This is a genomic window from Novosphingobium sp. AAP1 (assembly GCF_001295765.1).
In the GTDB taxonomy this organism is placed as follows: domain Bacteria; phylum Pseudomonadota; class Alphaproteobacteria; order Sphingomonadales; family Sphingomonadaceae; genus Novosphingobium; species Novosphingobium capsulatum.
In genome coordinates this window covers 136,759-156,940 of sequence record NZ_LJHO01000004.1, presented here as the reverse complement: position 1 = coordinate 156,940, position 20,182 = coordinate 136,759, and the positions used below count along the sequence as shown (strand labels likewise).

The window sequence follows — 20,182 nt, the reverse complement described above, 5'->3', positions numbered from 1 at the left end:
CCTGCCCCGCGCTGATCGTTCAGCGCGGCGCCACGACCTGCCAGGCGGCGATGTTGCTGGGCGTCTTGGCCGTTGTCGGCAAGGGCAGCGGGCGCAGCCATGATGGCGGCGTGCCGGCCAGCAGCGCGGCGGCCAGGCCATGGGGCGCCTGGCGGCGATAGAGATGCATCTCGGGCGCCACGGTGCAGACCACCACCAGCGTGGCATGGCGCTTGGCCACATAGGCGCGCGCCTGTTCGGGATCGGCCAGGAAGCCGTGCATCACATCGCTGATCGCGGCAGCGGCGCGGTGATGCCCGGTGGCGACCACGCGCTGGTGCGTGCGCAGCAGGATATCGGGGCCGATGTCGACCGGGGCAAAGATATCGGTGGCAGGCATTGCCGCCAGCGCACCCACGCCACGATCGAAATCGCATCCGCGCAGGCTGCCCATGGCAAAGTCGCGATCGGCAGGCGGATGGCCCAGCTTGGCCCAGGCCGTCTCGCCCAGCGCGATCGGCAGGATTGGCAATGCCGCCAGCAGCATCAGCACATTGATGCCCATGCGGCGCGCGGAGCTGGTCTGCGCTACGGCCACCAGGCGCCATTGCCGCACCTGCCAGGCCGCCGGCAGGATGGCGATGCCCACCGCCGTGGCCATCGCCCGACTGACCATCGCCCCCACCGCCACGGCGCCGAGCAGGACCAGGCCATGCTGCACCCAGCGCAGCCGCTCCGGCATGGATGGCGCGCTCTGGATCAGGCGCCAGCAGGCCCACAGCCCCAGCGGCACCGCACCGATCAGCGCGATCGCATTGTGCAGCGTGGTTTCCCAGATCGGGCGCCCTTCGCGCACGTTGTCCAGCCAATGGCTTTTCACATAGGGATCAAGCCCACCGAAGGCGCCCGTGGCGCATTGTGGGGCGGCCAGCGCGACGATGGCGGCCGCGCCGCCGGCGGCGATAGCCAGCACGCCCAGGGCCACAAGACGTGAAGCCGGGCGCTGGGAAGGGCGCCACCACGCCAAGCCGGCGCCGCACAGCGCCACCCAGCCGAGCGCGGCGATGTGCATCGGGGAGACGGCATCGCAATGTTCGACCATGTCGCGAAGGCCACGGCAGGCCAGGAACAGGCCGGCGGTGCCCAGCGCCAGCGCCACCGCCGCATGGCCCAGCCGCTGCCACTGCCCATCGAGCAGTGCACGCACGGCAACCACGCCGATGAACAGCGCGGTGAGCGGTAGGCCTTCCAGCGAAACAGTGAGCCCGGCGGCCAGCGCCAGGCCGAGCACCCAGCCGCCACGACGCGGATCGCGCGCATGCAGCCCGACCACGGCACCCAGCGCAGAAACGATCTGCCAGCCATGGTGATCGATGCGCAGCGGCTGCATCTGGTGCAGCACGATGCCCGAAAGCCCGACGATGATGCCGGCCGCCACGGCAGTGTCGCAGCCGAACAGGCGGTTGGCCGCGTGCATCGCCAAGGCCACCGTGCACAGCACGGTCAGCGCCGGAACGATCACCGCCGCGGCAATTTCTGCGTTGGCCGTGCCCAGCAGCGGGCGCAAGGCCAGGATCACTGCCGCCAGCGGCAGATCGACCAGCCGCGACCAGTGCATCAGCACGCCTTCTGGCGCCATGATGCGGTACTGGTGCAGATCGAACCACGCCTGCCCGCTCAGCAGATCGCGCACCTGCACCAGACGCAGCACATCATCGGGATCGCCCATGCGCATGCCGGGAATATCGCGCGCAAAGATCAGGAGTTGCAGCCCCACGATCAGCGCCCAGATGCCCAGCACCATCCACCAGCGCAGCGGCGCGCTGGTCGTGGCACCGGGTGGGGGCGGGAACGAGGTATCATCGGGAGCAGGGGAAACGCGATCGGCGCGCACCGGAGCCAGCACGGTCATCAGCGAAACACCACCTGCTTACGCAGCACCCATGTAGCGGCAAAGCTCAGCGCGATGGCCACGATCTTGGCCGTGCGCGGATCAAGCCCCAGCTGCACCATGCCGCCCACCACCAGCGTGGTGATCGCCAGGCCGACCAGCGCCGATCCCACGAATAGCGCCTGCTGCCGCAGCCGCGCCGGGCCCGATGCGGCGACGTTCTCGGCAAAGACCGCGCGGCTCGACAGCAACCAGTGCGCGGCAATGCCCAGGGCATAGCCCAGCGCCGAAGCCGCCATGGCCGGCACGCCCAGCGCCAGCAGCGCCAGGAAACTGCCGATATCCACCGCCAGCGCCCCCACGCTGGCCAGGATATAGCGCACCAGCGTGTGCTGGCCCAATCGCTGAAACAGGGGCATGATCATCGCCGTCATTGCCGTCTATCGCCTTTCGGCCAAGAATTACCGCACGGAAAACCGTCAGACCATCAGGCGGCGCGGCGATCCGGCGCCGCGGCGATGCGTTCGGGAACCTGGCGCACCGATGCCAGCGCGGCAGCCTGGTCGAGCGTGACCGGGCGGGTGCTGGGCAGGCCCGCGTCCGCGCCTTCGGCCCCGGCCTCGTGATACTCGGCGTCTTCGTTGACGCACCAGGTGTCATAGAGGCGGCGCTCGGCCACGATGTTTTCCACCGTCAGCATCGCGGTCATCATCGCGTGATCCTGATTGTTGTAGCGGTGCATGCCGTTGCGCCCCACCAGGTGCAGCGTGGGATAGGCCGCTTCCAGTTCGGTGCGCATCGCCGCAACATTGGCGGCATAGCTATCGTCATAGACCGGATAGGCCTTTTCCTGGCGCACCACCACGCCGCCGATCACCTGGTCGGGCTGCACCAGGCCCAGGATCTGCATCTCGCGCGTGGCAAGGGCGATCAGGTCAGCATCGCTCGATGCCCACAGATCGTCGCCTTCAAAGCAGAAGTATTCCAGGCCGACGCAGGCCACGGTCTCGTCGGGCACCATTTCGGGCGACCACGAGCGGAAGTTCTGGATGCGGCCAACCTTGACCTTGCTGTCGTGGATATAGATCCAGTTGTCGGGGAACAGGTCTTCCGAGCGGATCTTGAGCGCCACGGTCAGGAAATCGCGGTACTTGAGTTCGTTGGCCTCGATCGTGGTCTGCGGCAGCGGATGCATCCGCGCGGCCAGTTCGCGCATCGGGGCCGAGGAAATCGCATGGCGGGCGCGGATCATGGTTTCGCCGCCTTCGGCCGGCGTGGCGCTCAGCCGCCAACCGCCCTGGCCATCGCTGGCCAGCTGCTTCATCGCGTGGCCCATCAGGATATGGCCGCCCTTGGCGAGAATCTTGTCGCGCGCGGCTTCCCACATCATGCCCGGCCCCAGGCGCGGATAGCGGAAGGTTTCCAAGAGTGTCTTGGTCGCCATGCCATCGTTGGGCTTCTTGTTGAGGCCCAGGCTGCGCTTGAACCCGTCGAGCACGGCCGCGCCGAGCGAGAGCCCCTTGATGCGCTGCGCGGCCCAGTCGGCGCTCATCTCGTTGCAGGGCATGCCCCAGACCTTCTCGGTATAGGTCTTGAAGAAGATCGAATAGAGCTTCTGCCCGAACTGGTTGGTGGTCCAGTCCTCGAAGCTGCGCACGGTCTTCTTGGGGAAGGCCTTGGCCTTCACATAGCTGGCCATGCACAGGGTGGAGCGCACGATGCCGAGGTTGAACAGCGCCTCAAACGCGCGCAGCGGATAGGAATAGAATTTGCCCTCGTAGTAGATCCGGCTCATCCGCGGGCGCTGGATGAAGTCATCAGGCAGGATCTCGTTCCACAGATCGACAACCGCCTGCGATTTGGAAAAGAAGCGATGGCCGCCGATATCAAAGCGATAGCCTTCGTGTTCCACCGTGCGGCTGATCCCGCCGACATAGCGGGTGTCCTTCTCGATGATCGCCACCGAAAGCCCCTGCTTGGTCAGCAGGTAGCCGGCGGTCAGGCCCGCCGGGCCTGCACCGATGATCGCCACATCGACATCGTACTGACGGCCTTCATCCCCCGAAGTGCCCACCACGTTAACCATCCCATGCCCCCGTCCAAGCGGATTCGCTGATGCCCTCGGGATGAAGGAAAATGGATAAGGGACAGTTAACGTTAAGCAGTTCTTGCCGGATATTGCGGGGGTTTCCCCGATTGGGCACAGCGCGGGACAGACCCACGCCGGGGCTCAATCGGGCTGGCCCTTGCGACGCGCGGCATCGGACAGGGCCTGGCCCAATTGCAACGGCGCGGAAATGCGCGCCAGTTCATCCAGCTTGAAGGTCTGCTCGAACACCAGGCCATAGCGCGGGTGGTTGCGCCAGCGCACCTTGGCATAGATCGAGGGCATTACCCCGGTATCCAGGCGCACCAGTTCGTGCACCATCAACCACTTTTCGCATTCGATGCAGGCGCCCTGCTGCGAAATGTCGTGGAACTGCACATGCACGCTTTCGCCGCCGGAATGCAGCACGGCATCAAGCATCAGGCGCAGCCGCACCTGGCGGCGCGGATAGGCGCCGTCGCGCTCGTCGATCAGGCGCTGCACGTCGATTTCCTGCAGGAACTGCAGGCCGGCGTGATCGCCCGTGGTCCACACCAGGCGCGCCGCATGGCGATCGCCGTTGCCCAGTTCGATCGCCAGGGTCTGGTGATCGGGAATGGGGGTGAACAGGCGAATCTTGACGCCGGTGGCCGAGGCATCGCGCAGGATGCACAGAAACTCGCCGCCATCGACGATCAGCTTGGCCGCGCGAATCAGCAGCGTGAAACGGGGCGCGGCGCGCATGTCGGCGCCGGCCGATGCGTCAGCACCGGCCGATGGGGCGGCGATGTCTTGCCCGGGTTCCTCGGGCAGATCGTTGCGCTGGGCCACTGCCCTGATCTCCAATTGCGTGCGTTCCCCCTTTGGCCGGGCGCACACGAACCCGGTATTGTTCATCTTATCCACCAAGTCTTGCCCGAGCGTTACCCTTATTTGCGGTATTCGTGCAAAAACACTTTCTCTTCGCACGGCAACGCGCGCGGCCGGTGACGGTGGGGAACCGCTAGATATGCCAAGTTCCTTGACTTTTCGTCCGCGCCTACCTAGCTGCACGCTTTCCCCGATCATTTCCATTTTTCGGAGTGCCCATGGCGCGCGTTACCGTCGAAGATTGCGTCGACAAGGTTTCCAACCGTTTCGATCTGGTTCTGCTGGCCGCCGAACGCGCCCGCGCGATTTCGGGCGGTGCCGAACTGACCGTCGACCGCGACCGCGACAAGAACCCGGTCGTGGCCCTGCGTGAAATTGCCGAAGAGACGGTGCGCCCCACCATTCTCAAGGAAAACCTCATCCAGTCGCTGCAGCGCGTGCTGCCCGACGACGATGACGAAGTCGATGAAATCGGCTCGCTTTCCCAGTCGGCCGAAGCGCTGCGCATCACGGCTGCGGCGCCAGTGCGCAACACCTCGCTGGGCGCCGATTACGACGCGTAACAGGCCCTGAAATCCGGCTCAGCTGGGTTTCGGCACGATCAAGCAGGGCGCCGGGGATAATTCCACGGCGCCTTCTTGCATGTGCGCCGCACGCCCGCCACATCTGGGGCCATGGCCAACCGCGTGCCCGCCTCTCCGCGAGTGACCTCGTCGGCGAATCGCCCGTCAGGCGGCACGATCAAGGCCGTGCTCGGCCCGACCAACACCGGCAAGACCCATCTCGCGATCGAGCGGCTCTGCGCGCACTCTTCTGGCGCGATCGGCTTTCCGCTGCGCCTGCTCGCGCGCGAGGTCTATGACCGGGTCTGCGCGATCAAGGGGCCGGCGCAAGTCGCGCTGATCACCGGCGAGGAGCGAATCGAACCAAAGGGCGCGCGCTGGCTGCTGTGCACCGCCGAAGCCATGCCGGCGCGGCCCGACCTCGCTTTCGTCGCGCTGGACGAGGCGCAGCTTTCCGCCGATCCCGAACGCGGCCATATTTTCACCGATCGCCTGCTGCACGCGCGCGGGCGCGAGGAAACCATGCTGCTGGGCTCCGCCACGCTGGAGCCGATGGTCAAGGTCCTGGTGCCCGAGGCCGAAATCGTCACGCGGCCACGCTTTTCCACGCTCAGCCACGTCGGCGCCAAGAAACTCAGCCGCATTCCCCCGCGCAGCGCGATCGTCGCGTTCTCGGCCGAGCAGGTCTATGTCATGGCCGAAATGCTGCGCCGGTTTCGCGGTGGCGCGGCGGTGGTCATGGGCGCGCTCAGCCCGCAGACCCGCAACGCCCAGGTGGCGATGTACCAGTCGGGCGAGGTCGATTACCTCGTGGCGACCGACGCCGTGGGCATGGGCCTCAACCTCGATGTCGAGCATGTCGCCTTTGCTGGCCTGTCGAAATACGACGGTCATCGCCATCGCCGGCTGACCACCGCGGAAATGGCCCAGATCGCCGGGCGCGCCGGACGGCATCACAAGGACGGCACGTTCGGCACGCTGGCCGGCACGGGCGGCCGCGATCCCGAATTTACCGACGAGGAAGTCTATGCCATCGAAGAGCATCGCTTCCCCCCGCTGACCCGCCTGTTCTGGCGTGAGGCGGAGCCGCGCTTCGATACCTTGGCCACGCTCATCGCCGACCTGGAAAGCCCGCCACCGCGCCCCGAACTCGCCACCCCGCCCGAGGCGATCGACCTGGCCGTGCTGCGCCGCCTGGCCGAAGAGCCGGACGTGGCCGCCACGGTGCGGGGCGCGCGCAGCGTCGAACGTTTCTGGCATGTCTGTTCGTTGCCCGATTTCCGCCAGCAGGGCGCGGAAACCCATGCGCGGTTCGTGGCGCGGCTGTGGCAGGATCTGCGCGGCGGTTACCTTGGCGCGGATTATGTCGCCCAGGCCATTGCCCAGCTCGACAATCCCTCGGGCGATATCGACACGCTGCAAGGCCGCATCGCGGCGATTCGCAGCTGGTCCTACATTGCCCAACGGCCAGACTGGGTGCTGGCCCGCGACGAGATGGCCGCGCGCGCCCGCGCCGTGGAAACGCGCCTGTCCGATGCGCTGCACGGGCGGCTGACCGAACGCTTCGTCAACCGCCGCACCACGGTGCTGATGCGCAAGGCTGGGGCCGACGCCTCGCTGCTGCCGGTGCGCCTGGGCGACGATGGCGCCGTGCTGGTCGACGATGAAGCCATTGGCCATCTCGAAGGGTTTCGCTTCGTGGTCGATCCGCTCGCCCGCGCGGCCGATCGCAAGCTGCTGCTGGCTGCGGCCGAACGGCACCTGCCGGGCCTGCTCGCCACGCGCCTGGCCGAATTGGCGAGCGACGCTGCTACCGGCAAGGATATCGCCCTCGCCGACGGGCAGGTGCAGTGGCGCGGTCTTGCCGTTGCCCGCCTCGCCAAGGGCCGCACCGTGCTTGAGCCGCGCCTCGCGCTCGAACCTGCGCTGGAGCGCGCGGGCCCGGCCGCGCGTGACAAGGTACAGGCGGCGCTGGCGCAATGGCTTGAGCAGAACCTCGCCACCGCCTTGCGACCGTTGCGCCGCCTGGCCGATGCCGCCCGCGATCCTGCGGCAGGGGCCGCGCTGCGCGCGCTGGCGCTGCACCTGGTGGAAAGCGGTGGGGTTATCGCGCGCGACCATGCCCGCCTGGAAGACCTGACACCGGCGCAGCGCGCCCTGGCGCGCCGCCTGGGCATCCAGGTTGGTGCGCTCGACGTGTTCGTGCCCGCGGCCCTGCGCGCCGCGCCGCTGGCCGCCTGGGCGGCCCTGGCCAAGGTCTGGGGCCTGGCTCCCACCGCCCCGCCGCCGGGCGGCATGACGCCAGTGCTGGCGCAAAAGGATATTCCGCTGGGCTATCGCCGCACCGGCCCGCAGGCGTTGCGCGTCGACATGGCGGAAAAGCTGCTCCATGCCGCACACGGCGTGCGCCAGGGCGCAAAAGGCCGCCGCTTCGTGCTCGATCCGGCGCTGGCCCGCTCGATGGGCCTGTCCACCGCCGGCTATGCCAATCTGCTGCGCGCTGCCGGCTTCCGCGCCGCGATGCCGCGCCCGCTGGCCGAAGGGCAGGCCGGGCCGCCCGCACCGCCGTTGTGGGACTGGCGCCCGCCACGGCCGGCCACGCCACCGGCCAGGAACAGCAAATCCAACCAGCAGGCCTCGCGCGCGCCGGTGCAACCGGCACCGGCCAGCGGCGCCTTTGCCGCGCTGGCCACGTTGCTGCGATAAAGGAAAAGCGATCACGAGGGAGGAGCAATGCGGATAGACAAGTTGCTGTGGTTCCTGCGCTTTGCCGGCAGCCGGGGGCTTGCCCAGGGCTGGGTGGAAGAAGGGCACATTCGCCTCAACGGCCGTCGCGTCGAACGCTGCAGCGCGGGCGTGAAGTCGGGGGATGTCCTGGTCCTACCCTTGCGCAATTCGGTGCGCGTGATCGAGATTATCACCCTTCCGGCACGCCGCGGGCCTGCCCTTGAGGCACAAGGATGCTATCGGGTGCTTGACGCGGCGCCCCTCGCGCCTCTAGCACGGCCCGAAATCGAGCCTTGAGGAAATACCCACAGCATGACTTACGTCGTCACCGATGCCTGCATCCGCTGCAAGTACATGGACTGCGTGGAAGTGTGTCCTGTCGACTGCTTCTATGAAGGCGACAACATGCTGGTGATCAACCCCAGCGAATGCATCGACTGCGGCGTGTGCGAACCGGAATGCCCCGCCGAAGCGATCCTGCCCGACACCGAAAGCGGGCTGGAGCAGTGGCTGGAGCTGAACACCAAGTATTCTGCCGAATGGCCGAATATCACGACCAAGAAGGACGCGCCGGCCGATGCCGACGCCTGGAAGGGCGTGGAAAACAAGTTCGAAACCCAGTTCTCGCCCGAGCCGGGCGAAGGGGACTGAGCGAACCGGCAACCGCGCCAGGGGTGATTCGCGCCCCTTTGTCGCGCGGCTGATTGCGCCAGACGGGGCTTGATCCATGCCCCGATCCAGCGCCGGAAATCGGGCTGCCCCGGCTTTTTGGCCGGGCGCGGCCAAAAGGCGCATGCCTTTTGCTGTCTCGGCTCTGGTAATTTTGCCACAATGCTGCTATATAGCCATCAAGCGCCGGGCAAATCCTTTGCCGGGCGCCCTTTTTGTTACGAGAAGGCAGAAACAGGCGGCACACGGAAAACGCTGACGGATCGCGCTATCGGATCGCCTCGTCGATCGCAGGGCCTTGGCCGGGCTTAAAACGGTTCTTTGCCAGTTCACGCTCCCCGGGACCAGCCCCGCACCGGATCAACCAGACCGGGCAGGGTGGAGTGTCACAGGCATATTCGGTTCGCCGTCATGGTTTTTCCTAGCCGGGCATCCCGCCCCCGCCGTCCCGTCTGCCGGCGTCGAAAGGATAAGAAATGGCAGCCAAGGCTCTTGCCTTCGATGTTGGGGATTACGTCGTTTACCCGAAGCATGGTGTCGGCCGCGTGGTCGAGCTTCAGCAGGAAGAAATCGCGGGCATGAAGCTGGAGCTCTATGTGCTCCGCTTTGAAAAGGAGCGCATGACGCTTCGCGTTCCGGTCAACAAGGTCGAAGCGATCGGCATGCGCAAGCTGTCTTCGGACAAGACGCTGCGTGAAGCGCTCGACACGCTTAAGGGCAAGCCCAAGGTCAAGCGCACCATGTGGTCGCGCCGCGCCCAGGAATACGAAGCAAAGATCAACTCCGGTGACCTCGTCTCGATCGCCGAAGTGACCCGCGACCTGTTCCGCGCCGATGACCAGCCGGAACAGAGCTATTCCGAACGGCAGATATTCGAAGCCGCGTCTTCGCGCCTGGCGCGCGAACTCGCCGCGATGGAAAAGACCGACGAGCCGGCGGCACTCAAGAAGATCCTCGCGATCCTCAACGAGCATGCCCCCAAGTACTACGAAACAGTCTGACCGGCGCTACCTGCCGAACAGATGTTTCACGTGAAACGGGCCGCCGGAACCACCGGCGGCCTTTTTCGTTTGGCGGCGGGGCAGGGGCTGGTGCAAACGCCTGGAAGACCCGTCATTGGAAAGGCAAATGCATGTTGCGCAAGGTGATCGTCCTGACCCTTCCCCTGACCCTGGCTGCCTGTGCGGCGCAGAACGCCGCCCCGCGCGATCCCACCCGGCCTGATCCGGCCGCCCAGGCCCAGCGTGCTCAGGCCCATGCGCAGGCGCTGGCCAAGGCGCAGGCCCGCCTGGCGAACGAGCAGGCCGCCTGCAAGAAGGGCAACCGCCGCGCTTGCGCCCGCGCCACGGCCGCGCAGGCCGTGGTCAACGATCTCAACAACCCGCAATAAGGTTTTCAGACTGCGGCCCGGCGCAGGCGATCGTTGATCGCCGCGCCGATGCCCTCATCCGGCACCGGGGCAATGGCAATACGCGGCTGACGTGCCGCTGCGCCGTCGTGTAGGCAGGCGTAGAGGCGCGCGGCCGCCTCGGCCAGGTCACCCTGGGCCGAGAGCGTGACATCGCCTGAGACCGCGCCGAAACCGATCATGAACTCGTCCGTCTGCGCGTGCTCCGCGCCCAGGCGCACCGGCTTTCCCGGGGCATAGTGGCTGGCCAGCTGGCCCGGGGCCTCGATCCCACGCGACGGGCCTTGTTCGGCCTCCTCGCCCAGCACGGCGGCGATTTCGGCGCCGGTGATCGGGCCGGGGCGCAGCAAGGCCCAACCGCCCTCGGGCCGCAGGCCAACGATCGTCGATTCGATCCCCTGCCGGGTTTCGCCGCCATCGAGCACCAGATCCACCCGCCGCCCGAGCGAGGCAGCGACATGGGCCGCGCTGGTCGGGCTGATCGCGCCGCTGCGGTTGGCCGATGGCGCCGCCAGGGGCAGGCCGGATTGACGCAGCACCGCCTGCATCGCCGGATGAGCCGGGCAGCGCAGCGCGACGGTGGGCAGGCCGGCACTCACGGCCGTGGCCAGGCCGCTGTCGGCGCGGCGTGGCACGACCAGGGTCAGCGCGCCTGGCCAGAACGCAGCCGCCAGGGCCTTGGCCCGGTCATCCAACACCGCCAGACGCTCTGCCGCCGCCAGATCGGGCACATGCACGATCAGTGGGTTGAAATCGGGCCGCCCCTTGGCGCGATAGATACCCGCCACCGCCGCATCGCGATCAGCCCGCGCCGCCAGGCCATAGACGGTCTCGGTCGGTACGGCGACGGTTCCGCCCGCCGCCAGCACGGCGATGGCAGCCGCGACGCCATCATCGTCTGCGGGGCGGATTTCGGGCGGCAAGGGGTCGGAAAAGGGGTTGGACGTCATGGCTGCCGTCGCTATCGCGACTGCGCGCCTTTTGCAAAGCATCCCCTTAGCCGCAAAGTTGCCCACGTGATGATCGATCAGCCGCACAGCCTGCCCGAAACGCTGCTTACCCGCATTGCCGAAGCGCTGGAGCGGCTGGCGCCGCCGGCGCCGCCCCAGGTGAACTGGTTGACCCATCCCGCCTATGTCTGGCTGGGGCAGACCGCACGCGCGGTGGAACGGCTGGAGGCGCCGAGCCTGCCACTGATGCGCGGCATCGATGCGCAAAAGGCCGCAGTGGTGGACAACGTGGCGCGGCTGGCCCGTGGTGCGGCCGCGCATGACATGCTGCTGTGGGGATCGCGCGGCATGGGCAAATCGGCGGTGCTGCGCGCCGCGGTGAACGCCGCCGACGCTGCCCACCCCGGCGCCATCGCCCTGGTCCAGGCCATGCCCGATGCCAGCCTGCCGCTGCTGTTTGCGCAGTTGCGCGGGGTGCCGCGCCAGTTCCTGGTGCTGCTCGACGATCTCGGCTTTGATGCTGGCGATGCCGAAGGCGCGCGCCTGCTGCGTTCGTGGCTGGAAGGCGGGGTGGAAGCGCGGCCGGCCAATGTGCGCCTGGCCGTGACGTCAAACCGCCGCGCGATCGTGGAACGCCACATGAGCGAGCAGGATGATCCGATCAATCCGCGCGATGCAGTGGACGATCGCCTGGCCCTCGCTGATCGCTTTGGCCTGTCGCTGGGCTTTCATGCCTGCAACCAGGACGATTACCTGGCAATCATCGCCGGCTATTGCGCCGAACTGGCCCTGCCGTACGACGCGGGCGATGCGCTGGAATGGTCCAAGCGGCGCGGCAGCCGTTCTGGCCGCGTGGCCTGGCAATATGTCAATGAGCTGGCCGGTCGCGCCGGCAAGGCACTGTAGCGCGCCGGTTCAGTAACGCTCAGCGGTAGAAGATATGCCCGCCGATGGCGGCCAGGCGGGTCTTGCCCCAGGCCGGGGAAACGCGCGCGGCGTGGAAGAACAGCGCACCTTCGACCGGGCTTTTCCAGCTGCCCTGATCGGCAATCACGGCAATGCGCGCGGCATTGGCCCAGAACCGGCTGGCGTGGTTGATCGCCGGCATCGCATGGCCGCGCACGAACGAGAACTGCGACGGCTGGAACACCACGCCGCAATAGGATGAGGGATAGCGGCCGGAATGGCTGCGCGCCACGATCACGCGGGCAACGGCCAGCTGGCCCGCCAGGCTCTCGCTCTTGGATTCGAAATAGACCGCGCCAGCCAGGCATTCGAGTTCGGCCGAAAGATTGGCCGGAACGGGCGTTGCCGCCACCAGATCAGCCAGGCTGGCAGCGTTGACCGCGCCGGTGGTGGCAGAGGGGGCCGGCGCCAGGGCCAGCATGCCGCGCGCCGGCGGCAGGGTGGTAGTGGCAGGGCCGGTGGAAGGAAGGGTGATCGCCCCGTTGGCGGGGCCTTCTGCCACCACGACCTGGAGATCGTGCGGGCCAGACGGAGCGTGAACAGACAGGGCGTGAACAGGTTCCTGAGCCTGGGCAAGCGGTGCGCCAAGCAGCATTACCACGGCAAGCAGGCTGGAAAGAGCCTGGCGGGCAACGCGGAACGGATCGGTCATCAGCCATCTGCATTGGGCGGTGATCGGCCGATTGCGGCGCGCAGCACGGCATTCCGGCAATCATGCCGAAAGCCATGCCCCTTGGGCCGTAACGGTAAACCCCCGTCTGCGTGCCAGCGCCTGAAGACCCCATGCCAAGCGGCGCCGCCTGCGCAATTCGATGGCGCTGGGTCTATCCACGCGCGAAAGGGAGTCAACCTTCGCCGGCAAAGTTCCCGATGAACTGTTGTGCGTCTGCGATGGTCAGTTCAAGCAGCCACAAATCGGGATCAGCCGCAGTTCTGCGCGCTATATAGTCGTTAAAATCTTGTTTACTTTCGGGGTCTTGCGCCTTTGTGGCGGTCCACGGCCGGCTACCATCGGCGCGCGGCATGCGCTCCCACAGCTGCGCCAGATGCCCGTGCTCGGGGTGATTTTCCAATGTCACCAAGGCGATAGTGCCAGCGTCGGGATCGCCCTTGTGCAGCACCATGGCAAAGCCGCCAGCCGCCTGCGCGGCCCTGATCCAGCCTTTGGCCTCGATCCCTGCGGGCAGGCGCGCTGTCATGGCTTGGGGCGCGCGCGGTTCAGGCCGCGTCGCGATCGATCACGTTGACCAGCACGGCATAGAGCGCGTCGGCATCGGGCGCGCTGGTCAGCCGCTGGTGCATGCGATCATCGCGCATCAGGCGGCTGATCGCGGCCAGTGCCTGGAGATGCACGGCGCCCGCCTGTTCGGGAGAAAGAAGACCGAACACGCAATCGACCGGCATGCCATCGGCCGAGGCGAAATCGACCGGCTCTTCCAGCCGCAGAAACACCGCCACCGGGCGCGACAGGCCATCGAGCCGGGCATGGGGAATGGCCACGCCACGGCCGAAACCGGTGCTGCCCAGGCTCTCACGCTCTTCGATGCGTTCCTGCACCTGCGCCCGGTCGAGCCGATAGACGCTGGCAAAGCACGCGGCGAGCATATCCAGGATCTGCGCCTTGGATTCAGCGCGAACGACGCGGACAGCCTGAGGATCAATGGAAAAAAGTGCGGTCATGAAACGAAAAACGCCACAGCCTGTGTAAAGGCACGGTCAAGTTGGCGGCGCCATGCGCTCTATTCGTTCCCCATGCAAGCGCCGAATCGCATCACGGGTGAATTGGCCAATGCCGTCATGGCACTGCCCGCAAACCCGAAATGGGCCTGCGGGCAGGGCTTAGAGATCAGGCGCCAGCCGGTTCAACCCAGCCGATCGAGCCATCGCCACGGCGATAGACCATGTTGTGCACGCCGGTGCCGGCGTTCTTGAACAGCAGCGCGTTGGTGTTGCGCAGATCGAGCATGATCACCGCGTCAGACACCGTCGCGGTGGGCACGTCGACCCGGGTTTCGGCAATCACCAGCGGCGCATCGGCAGCTTCGGCTTCTTCCTGATCGTGCGCAGGTTCTTCCACCATGAACACGGTATAGGCCGCGTCTTCACTGCGGCGGGCAAAATCGGCGCCTTCGGAATGGGCCTTGATCCGGCGCTTGTAGCGGCGCAGCTGCTTGTCGATCTTTTCGGCCGACTGGTCCAGCGCCTGGTGCGCGTCCTGGGCCACGCCGCTGCCCTTGAGAATCAACCCTTGCGTCACATGGGTGATGATGTCGCAGCGGAAACCTCCGTGCGGCGCCTTGCCCAGGGTGACCTGCGAGGAAAGCGCGCGGGAGAAGTACTTGTCGACAATGCCGGAAAGCCGATCGGCCGCGTGGGCCTCAAAGGCGGCACCGGCCTCGACCTGGTGTCCCGAAACGCGAATGTCCATGGGTCTTCTCTCCTTCTTGGGCCCGCTTTGACCGCGAGGCCACTTGCGGCCCGCACAGTGGGCCGCAAGCGAGACCTAACGCGACCAGAGCGGGTTGCTGATGCCCGCCATGAACTCCGCATGGCGGGCCAATTCCGCTTCGCTGGCCGCATGCGGCCGGGGCTCGCGGAAGATCCGGGTGGTTTTGGCAACAGTCACTTCGGCCACGGCCGCAACCGCGGCCACAGCGCCGGTAACTGCAGAAGAGACGCTGACCTCTGCCGCAAGTTCCAGGCCGATTTGCCGGCCACCCATCAATTCGACGTAAAGTTGTGCCAGAAGCTCGGCATCGAGCAGCGCGCCGTGCTTGGTGCGATGGCTGCGATCGATGCCATAGCGGGTGCACAGCGCATCGAGGCTGAGCTTGGCGCCGGGATGCTTGCGCCGCGCAATTGCCACGGTATCGACCATGCGATCGCGGCTTACCGGCTCCATCCCGATGGCCGAAAGTTCGGCGTTGATGAAGCCGAAGTCGAACCCGGCATTGTGCGCCACCAGCGGCGCATCGCCGATGAACTCCAGGAAATCGGCGGCACACTGGGCAAAGCGCGGCTTGTCGGCCAGGAAGGCGGCCGACAGGCCGTGCACGGCCTCAGCCTCTGCCGGCATGTCGCGTTCGGGGTTGAAATAGGCGTGATAGGTGGCGCCGGTGGGCACCCGATTGACCATTTCCACACAGCCGAGTTCAACCAGCCGGTCACCGCCTTGCGGATCGAGTCCCGTCGTTTCGGTGTCGAAGACGATCTCACGCATGCCCAATATGTGAACCTGCCGGCCGGGGCTGGCAAGGGGCGCGGCGATCAAGCCGACGGGTTTTTTTCCCCAAGCTGGCCGATCAGATCGTTAACCATGGCGCGGGTCTGGTCGAGCGGAAGTCCAGTGTCGATGATATGATCGGCGCGCGCACGCTTTTCCGCGTCGGGCACCTGAAGTGCCAGGATTTGCGCGAATTTTTCCGCCGTCATGCCCGGCCGGGCGAGAACCCGCGCCCGCTGCACCGCCGCCGGGGCAGAAACCACCGCCACGGCATCGAGCCCGGCGCCATGGCCCTTTTCAAACAATAGCGGGATGTCGAACACCACCAGGCGCTGCCCGGCATGCTCGATCAGGAACGACTCGCGCGCGGCGGAAACCGCAGGATGGACGATTCGCTCCAGCCGGGCGAGCGCGGCGGGATCGCCAAACACCAGCGCGCCCAGCTTGCCCCGGTCGACGCCGTTGGGGCCGGTGGTGCCGGGAAAGGCCGCCTCGATCGCGGGAAGCAGCGCTCCGCCTGGCCCCTGCAAGCGGTGCACCTGCGCATCGGCATCGAACACCGGCACGCCTGCCTCGCGCATCATCTGCGCCACGGCAGACTTGCCCATGCCGATCGAGCCGGTCAGTCCAAGTACGAAAGGCCGGCTCATGCCGGAACGGGCGTCAGCAGGCGGCGGCGCAGTTCCGCATCGGCATCCCCGCGCGGCGGCACCGCGCCGAAGAAGCGGCGGAACGCATGGTCGGCCTGGCCGATCAGCATGGCCAGGCCGTCGACAGTGGCATGGCCGGCGCCCCTGGCCCGCGCCAGCAGATCGGTTTCCAGCGGGCTGGTGACGATGTCATAGAACACCGCGCCGGGCGGGGTGTGGGACAGGTCATAGGCCAGGGCCGGCTGTCCCGTCATGCCCAGCAGCGAGGCATTGACCACGAGATCGAACAGCCCCTGGCGATCATCGAACGCGAAATCGGTGGGATCGGCAAAATGTGCGATATCGACCGCGTGATGATCGCTGCCGCGCGCCAGTTCATCGAGCAGCGCCCGCGCCTTGGCCGGATCGCGCCCAGCCAGCACGATCAGGAACCCGGCATCGGACAGCGCCGCGACGATCGCCCGCGCCGCGCCACCGGTGCCCATCACCCGCGCCATGCGCAACAGGTGGGCGTCGGCCAGCCAGGGGGCCAGCGGCTCCATGAACCCGGGAGCATCGGTGTTATAGCCCACCAGCAGGCCCTGTTCGGGCACGATGGTGTTCACCGCGCCGATGCGGGCGGCCAGCGGATCGAGCCGGTCGAGCAGCGGGATCACCGCCTGCTTGTGCGGCATGGTCACGTTGCAGCCGCGCCAGGCGGGATCGGCACGACGACTGGCAAGGTAATCGGCGAGGCCATCGCTGTGCACCTGGGCGCGGCGGTAATCGCCGGCCATGCCGAGCTGTTCCAGCCAATAGCTGTGGATCACCGGAGACTTGGACTGGGCAATCGGATCGCCGATCACCTCGGCATAGGGGAGTGGCGCCTGGCTCATTCCGGCAGTTCTCCGGCGGCGCGCAGCGCGGCGAGCAGCGCCAGCAGCGGCATGCCCAGCACGGTGAAGTGACTGCCCTCGATGCTCTCGAACAGTTGCACGCCCAGCGCCTCGATCCGGAACACGCCGACGCAGCCCGAAACCGCTGGCCATTCCTTGTGGAGATAGTTGTCGATAAAGCTGTCGGAAAGCCGGCGAACCTTGAGCCTGGCCGTTTCGCAATGGCGCCAGGTCACCTGGCCATCGCGCATCAGCACAGCCGCGCTGTGCAACTGTATGGTCTGCCCGGAAAAGAACCGCAGGTGTTCGGCCGCCTGCTCGCGGCTTTGCGGCTTGTCGAACGAGCGGCCGCACACCTCCACCAGCGAATCCCCGCCCAGCACCAGCCGGCCCGGCATGGCGGCAGACACCGGCATCGCCTTGGCCTCGGCCAGGATTTGCGCCACCTGGCAGCCCGGCACGCCGATCAGCTCGCACTTGATCTCGCCTTCATCCACATCCGAGCTACGCGCTTCATAGGGCACGCCGGCGGCATCGAGCATGGCCTTGCGCGAGGCGCTTTGCGAAGCAAGTACGATCATAGAGCCTTCATTCCCGGATTGGCGTCCCCGGCAACCTTGCGCTCGTTGTAGAGCGTGATCACCGCTGCGGCCGTCTCCTCGATGGATCGGCGCGAAACGTCAATCACCGGCCAGCCATTGTCGGCAAACATCCGCCGCGCATATTGCACCTCGCGCGCCACGTGCTCGCTGTCGACATAGGCGGTCTCGGGTGCCTGGTTGAGCGAGAGCAGGCGGTTGCGACGCACCGCGATCAGGCGTTCGGGGCTGGTGGTCAGCCCCACGATCAGCGGCCGCCGCACCGAATAGAGCGTGGGCGGCGGCGGGCTTTCCACCACGATCGGGATATTCGCCACCTTGTAGCCGCGATTGGCAAGATAGATCGAGGTGGGCGTCTTGGAACTGCGCGAGACCCCGGCCAGCAGGATATCGGCCTCTTCCCAGTTTTCCCAGCCCACGCCATCGTCGTGGGCAATAGTAAACTGGATCGCATCGACCCGCTGGAAATAGGCCTCGTCCATCATGTGCTGGCGGCCAGGCCGGCCCCGCGCTTCCTGGCCCAATTGCTGTTCCAGCGCATTGGTCACGGCATCGAGCGCGGCCACGCAGGGCAGGCCCAGCGTGGCGCAGCGCTGCTCCAGCCGATCGCGCGTTTCGGTGTTGACCAGCGTAAACAGCACCAGGCCAGGGTTAGCAGAAATTTCACCCAGAATGCGGTCAAGATGCTGCTGCGAACGGACCATCGGCCAGAAATGCCGCACAACATCGGCATCCTCGAACTGGGCAAGGGCCGCTTTGGCAATCATTTCAAGGGTTTCACCTGTTGAGTCGGACAGCAGGTGAAGGTGCAGACGCGGCATGGGAACCCTTTGTGAACAAGCCGGCGCACCGCGTTGCAGGGCCGCCGGGGTAACCCTGTGGAAAGCGCTAGGATAAACCACGGGATGAAACTGGCGACAAGTTTCGCCCCCGATTTCACCCCCGAAGCGAGTCATCCACGGGCCCTTTCATCCCCATGGGGACAGCCTTTCCCACAGCCTGTGGGTAACGGGCACAAGTTTGTCTTGCATCGGGAGTCATCGGGATTCGCACCACGCGAATTTTGTGGAGCATCCGGGACAAATCGGGCAGAGCTTGGCTATCCCCGATTTCCACAGGGCCAACTACCTTCATCATCCCATTTAATAAGATTCTATTTTTTTGATTGGATTGGAAAAACAAGAACGATGCCCGGTCCCATTCTCGAAACGCTCAGCGGCCAGAACCTTTCCCGCCGACCGATCTGGCTGATGCGCCAGGCGGGGCGCTACCTGCCGGAATATCGCGCCTTGCGGGCCGAAAAGGGCGGGTTCCTGGAACTGGTCTATGATACCGAGGCTGCCGCCGAGATCACGCTGCAGCCGATCCGCCGCTTCGGGTTTGACGGGGCCATCCTGTTTTCCGACATCCTGATCGTGCCCTATGCCATGGGCCAGGATCTGACTTTCACGGCGGGTGAGGGACCACGTCTTGCTCCCCGGCTTGTGGATACCGCGCTCAGTGCCCTCCAGGCCGTGCCAGAGCGTCTTGCGCCGATCTACGCTACCGTGGGCAGGGTCAAGGCGGCCTTGGGCCCACAGACTACCCTGCTGGGCTTTGCTGGCAGTCCGTGGACCGTGGCGACCTACATGGTGGCGGGCGAGGGCAGCCGTGATCATCACGAGACGCGCAGCTATGCCTATCGCGATCCGCAGGCGTTCCAGGCGATCATCGATGCCATCGTCGAGGTGACGATCGAATACCTCGCCGGCCAGGTCGAGGCCGGCGCCGAAGGCCTGCAGCTGTTCGACAGCTGGGCCGGCAGCCTGGCACCCGCCGAATTCGAACGCTGGGTGATCGCGCCCAATGCCCGCATCGCCGCCGCGATCCAGGCGCGCTATCCCCATGTGCCGGTGATCGGTTTTCCCAAGGGCGCGGGCGAAAAGCTTGCCGCCTATGCGCGGGAAACCGGAGTCAACGCGGTGGGCGTGGATGAAACCATCGATCCGCTGTGGGCCGCGCGCGAATTGCCGGCAGGCATGCCGGTGCAGGGCAATCTCGATCCACTGCTGCTGCTGGCCGGCGGGGCCGAGCTGGACCGCCAGGCCCGGCGCGTGCTCGATGCCTTTGCCGATCGTCCGCATGTGTTCAACCTGGGCCACGGCATCGGCCAGTTCACCCCGATCGCCCATGTCGAGCAGCTGCTGGCCACGGTCCGAGGCTGGCAGCGCCCGTGAAACGGGGAGCGCTGGTGCTGGCCTTGGCGGTGGCTGCGCTGGGTGGCGCAGCCACGGCACAGGCCGCGCCCGATCGCTTGCCACCTTTGGCCACCACGACGCTGGATGGCACGCCATTTGCCATCAATCCGGCTGCGCATGACGTGGTGGTGGTGCATTTCTGGGCCACCTGGTGCGCGCCGTGCCGGCATGACATGCCCATCCTCGATGCCACGTGGCAGCGATATCACGCCCAGGGCGGCAGCGGCCAAGGCCTGCGCATGGTCGGCATCGCGCTCGATACCGCCGCCAGCCGCAGCCGCATCCTGGCGGCGGGCATGGGCGTGCACTTTCCGCTGATCCGCGCCACCGATACCCATGTGCGGCCGCGCGATCTGCCCACTGCCTTGCCCGAAACCCGCATCTATGGGCGCGATGGCACGATCGTGGCGCGTTTTGGGTCGCTCGATGCCGCGCGGTTCGACCAGGCGCTGGCCAAGGCGCTGGCGGGCTAGCGCGGCCAGCTGAGGC

Annotated in this window: 23 protein-coding genes; 9 read left to right on the top strand and 14 right to left on the bottom strand. The window is 66.6% G+C overall.

What is annotated here, in order from left to right; genetic code table 11:
- Positions 1 to 19: 19 nt before the first annotated feature.
- The 4 genes from IP65_RS10425 to IP65_RS10410 form a co-directional block, all read right to left on the bottom strand.
- Positions 20 to 1,891, bottom strand: a complete 1,872-nt coding sequence (locus tag IP65_RS10425) for a hypothetical protein (RefSeq protein ID WP_054131671.1) — start codon at positions 1,889 to 1,891, stop codon at positions 20 to 22.
- The gene (locus IP65_RS10420; protein ID WP_054131670.1) at positions 1,891 to 2,304 is read right to left on the bottom strand and encodes a GtrA family protein; all 414 of its coding nucleotides are present in this window, start codon (positions 2,302 to 2,304) and stop codon (positions 1,891 to 1,893) included. The genes IP65_RS10425 and IP65_RS10420 overlap by 1 nt, the downstream gene beginning before the upstream one ends.
- 53 nt (positions 2,305 to 2,357) lie before the next feature.
- The gene (locus IP65_RS10415; RefSeq protein ID WP_054131669.1) at positions 2,358 to 3,956 is read right to left on the bottom strand and encodes an NAD(P)/FAD-dependent oxidoreductase; all 1,599 of its coding nucleotides are present in this window, start codon (positions 3,954 to 3,956) and stop codon (positions 2,358 to 2,360) included.
- Positions 3,957 to 4,100: 144 nt separating this feature from the next.
- Positions 4,101 to 4,787, bottom strand: a complete 687-nt coding sequence (locus IP65_RS10410) for a PilZ domain-containing protein (RefSeq protein WP_082350102.1) — start codon at positions 4,785 to 4,787, stop codon at positions 4,101 to 4,103.
- Positions 4,788 to 5,044: 257 nt separating this feature from the next.
- Here IP65_RS10410 and rpoZ point away from each other — a divergent pair, with 257 nt between their 5' ends.
- The 6 genes from rpoZ (at position 5,045) to IP65_RS10380 (ending at position 10,175) form a co-directional block, all read left to right on the top strand.
- Positions 5,045 to 5,389: a DNA-directed RNA polymerase subunit omega gene (rpoZ, locus tag IP65_RS10405; RefSeq protein ID WP_022677787.1), complete on the top strand. Its 345-nt coding sequence runs from the start codon at positions 5,045 to 5,047 to the stop codon at positions 5,387 to 5,389.
- Positions 5,390 to 5,500: 111 nt separating this feature from the next.
- Complete coding sequence (locus IP65_RS10400; protein WP_054131668.1) at positions 5,501 to 8,095, top strand: helicase-related protein; 2,595 nt, start codon at positions 5,501 to 5,503, stop codon at positions 8,093 to 8,095.
- Between the two features lie 27 nt (positions 8,096 to 8,122).
- Positions 8,123 to 8,413, top strand: a complete 291-nt coding sequence (locus IP65_RS10395; protein WP_022675319.1) for an RNA-binding S4 domain-containing protein — start codon at positions 8,123 to 8,125, stop codon at positions 8,411 to 8,413.
- Positions 8,414 to 8,428: 15 nt separating this feature from the next.
- Entirely contained in the window at positions 8,429 to 8,767 is a 339-nt protein-coding gene (gene fdxA / locus IP65_RS10390) for a ferredoxin FdxA (RefSeq protein ID WP_022675318.1), read from the top strand.
- 494 nt (positions 8,768 to 9,261) lie between these two features.
- Entirely contained in the window at positions 9,262 to 9,786 is a 525-nt protein-coding gene (locus tag IP65_RS10385) for a CarD family transcriptional regulator (RefSeq protein ID WP_022675317.1), read from the top strand.
- A gap of 131 nt (positions 9,787 to 9,917) precedes the next feature.
- Positions 9,918 to 10,175: a hypothetical protein gene (locus IP65_RS10380; protein WP_054131667.1), complete on the top strand. Its 258-nt coding sequence runs from the start codon at positions 9,918 to 9,920 to the stop codon at positions 10,173 to 10,175.
- A gap of 5 nt (positions 10,176 to 10,180) precedes the next feature.
- Here the strand turns inward: IP65_RS10380 and IP65_RS10375 are convergent, their stop codons facing one another.
- Positions 10,181 to 11,143: an L-threonylcarbamoyladenylate synthase gene (locus IP65_RS10375; RefSeq protein ID WP_054131666.1), complete on the bottom strand. Its 963-nt coding sequence runs from the start codon at positions 11,141 to 11,143 to the stop codon at positions 10,181 to 10,183.
- Between the two features lie 69 nt (positions 11,144 to 11,212).
- Here IP65_RS10375 and IP65_RS10370 point away from each other — a divergent pair, with 69 nt between their 5' ends.
- Positions 11,213 to 12,049, top strand: a complete 837-nt coding sequence (locus IP65_RS10370; RefSeq protein ID WP_082350078.1) for a DUF815 domain-containing protein — start codon at positions 11,213 to 11,215, stop codon at positions 12,047 to 12,049.
- A gap of 19 nt (positions 12,050 to 12,068) precedes the next feature.
- On the opposite strand, the gene IP65_RS10365 is transcribed toward IP65_RS10370, so the two are convergent.
- From IP65_RS10365 to IP65_RS10325, 9 genes are all read right to left on the bottom strand, one after another.
- Positions 12,069 to 12,761, bottom strand: a complete 693-nt coding sequence (locus IP65_RS10365) for a cell wall hydrolase (protein ID WP_231627648.1) — start codon at positions 12,759 to 12,761, stop codon at positions 12,069 to 12,071.
- Between the two features lie 193 nt (positions 12,762 to 12,954).
- A complete protein-coding gene (locus IP65_RS10360) occupies positions 12,955 to 13,308 on the bottom strand; it encodes a DUF1491 family protein (protein WP_054131665.1) in 354 nt (117 codons plus the stop codon).
- Positions 13,309 to 13,327: 19 nt separating this feature from the next.
- A complete protein-coding gene (locus IP65_RS10355) occupies positions 13,328 to 13,789 on the bottom strand; it encodes a PTS sugar transporter subunit IIA (RefSeq protein WP_022676474.1) in 462 nt (153 codons plus the stop codon).
- A gap of 166 nt (positions 13,790 to 13,955) precedes the next feature.
- Positions 13,956 to 14,537 carry a ribosome hibernation-promoting factor, HPF/YfiA family gene (gene hpf, locus IP65_RS10350; protein ID WP_022676473.1) on the bottom strand — a complete coding sequence of 194 codons (582 nt, stop codon included), beginning with the start codon at positions 14,535 to 14,537 and terminating at the stop codon, positions 13,956 to 13,958.
- Positions 14,538 to 14,612: 75 nt separating this feature from the next.
- Positions 14,613 to 15,329: a DNA polymerase III subunit epsilon gene (gene dnaQ / locus IP65_RS10345; protein WP_054131664.1), complete on the bottom strand. Its 717-nt coding sequence runs from the start codon at positions 15,327 to 15,329 to the stop codon at positions 14,613 to 14,615.
- Between the two features lie 47 nt (positions 15,330 to 15,376).
- Positions 15,377 to 15,982, bottom strand: a complete 606-nt coding sequence (coaE, locus tag IP65_RS10340; RefSeq protein ID WP_054131663.1) for a dephospho-CoA kinase — start codon at positions 15,980 to 15,982, stop codon at positions 15,377 to 15,379.
- The gene (locus IP65_RS10335; protein ID WP_054131662.1) at positions 15,979 to 16,857 is read right to left on the bottom strand and encodes a shikimate dehydrogenase; all 879 of its coding nucleotides are present in this window, start codon (positions 16,855 to 16,857) and stop codon (positions 15,979 to 15,981) included. Before IP65_RS10335 ends, coaE begins: the two co-directional genes overlap by 4 nt.
- Complete coding sequence (locus IP65_RS10330; RefSeq protein WP_054131661.1) at positions 16,854 to 17,438, bottom strand: nucleoside triphosphate pyrophosphatase; 585 nt, start codon at positions 17,436 to 17,438, stop codon at positions 16,854 to 16,856. Before IP65_RS10330 ends, IP65_RS10335 begins: the two co-directional genes overlap by 4 nt.
- On the bottom strand, positions 17,435 to 18,277 hold the full coding sequence (locus IP65_RS10325; RefSeq protein ID WP_054131660.1) for a pyruvate, water dikinase regulatory protein: 843 nt from the start codon (positions 18,275 to 18,277) through the stop codon (positions 17,435 to 17,437). The genes IP65_RS10330 and IP65_RS10325 overlap by 4 nt, the downstream gene beginning before the upstream one ends.
- Before the next feature lie 366 nt (positions 18,278 to 18,643).
- Here IP65_RS10325 and hemE point away from each other — a divergent pair, with 366 nt between their 5' ends.
- Positions 18,644 to 19,672, top strand: a complete 1,029-nt coding sequence (gene hemE / locus IP65_RS10320; protein ID WP_054131659.1) for a uroporphyrinogen decarboxylase — start codon at positions 18,644 to 18,646, stop codon at positions 19,670 to 19,672.
- A complete protein-coding gene (locus IP65_RS10315; protein ID WP_231627647.1) occupies positions 19,669 to 20,166 on the top strand; it encodes a TlpA disulfide reductase family protein in 498 nt (165 codons plus the stop codon). Before hemE ends, IP65_RS10315 begins: the two co-directional genes overlap by 4 nt.
- Positions 20,167 to 20,182: the final 16 nt, after the last annotated feature.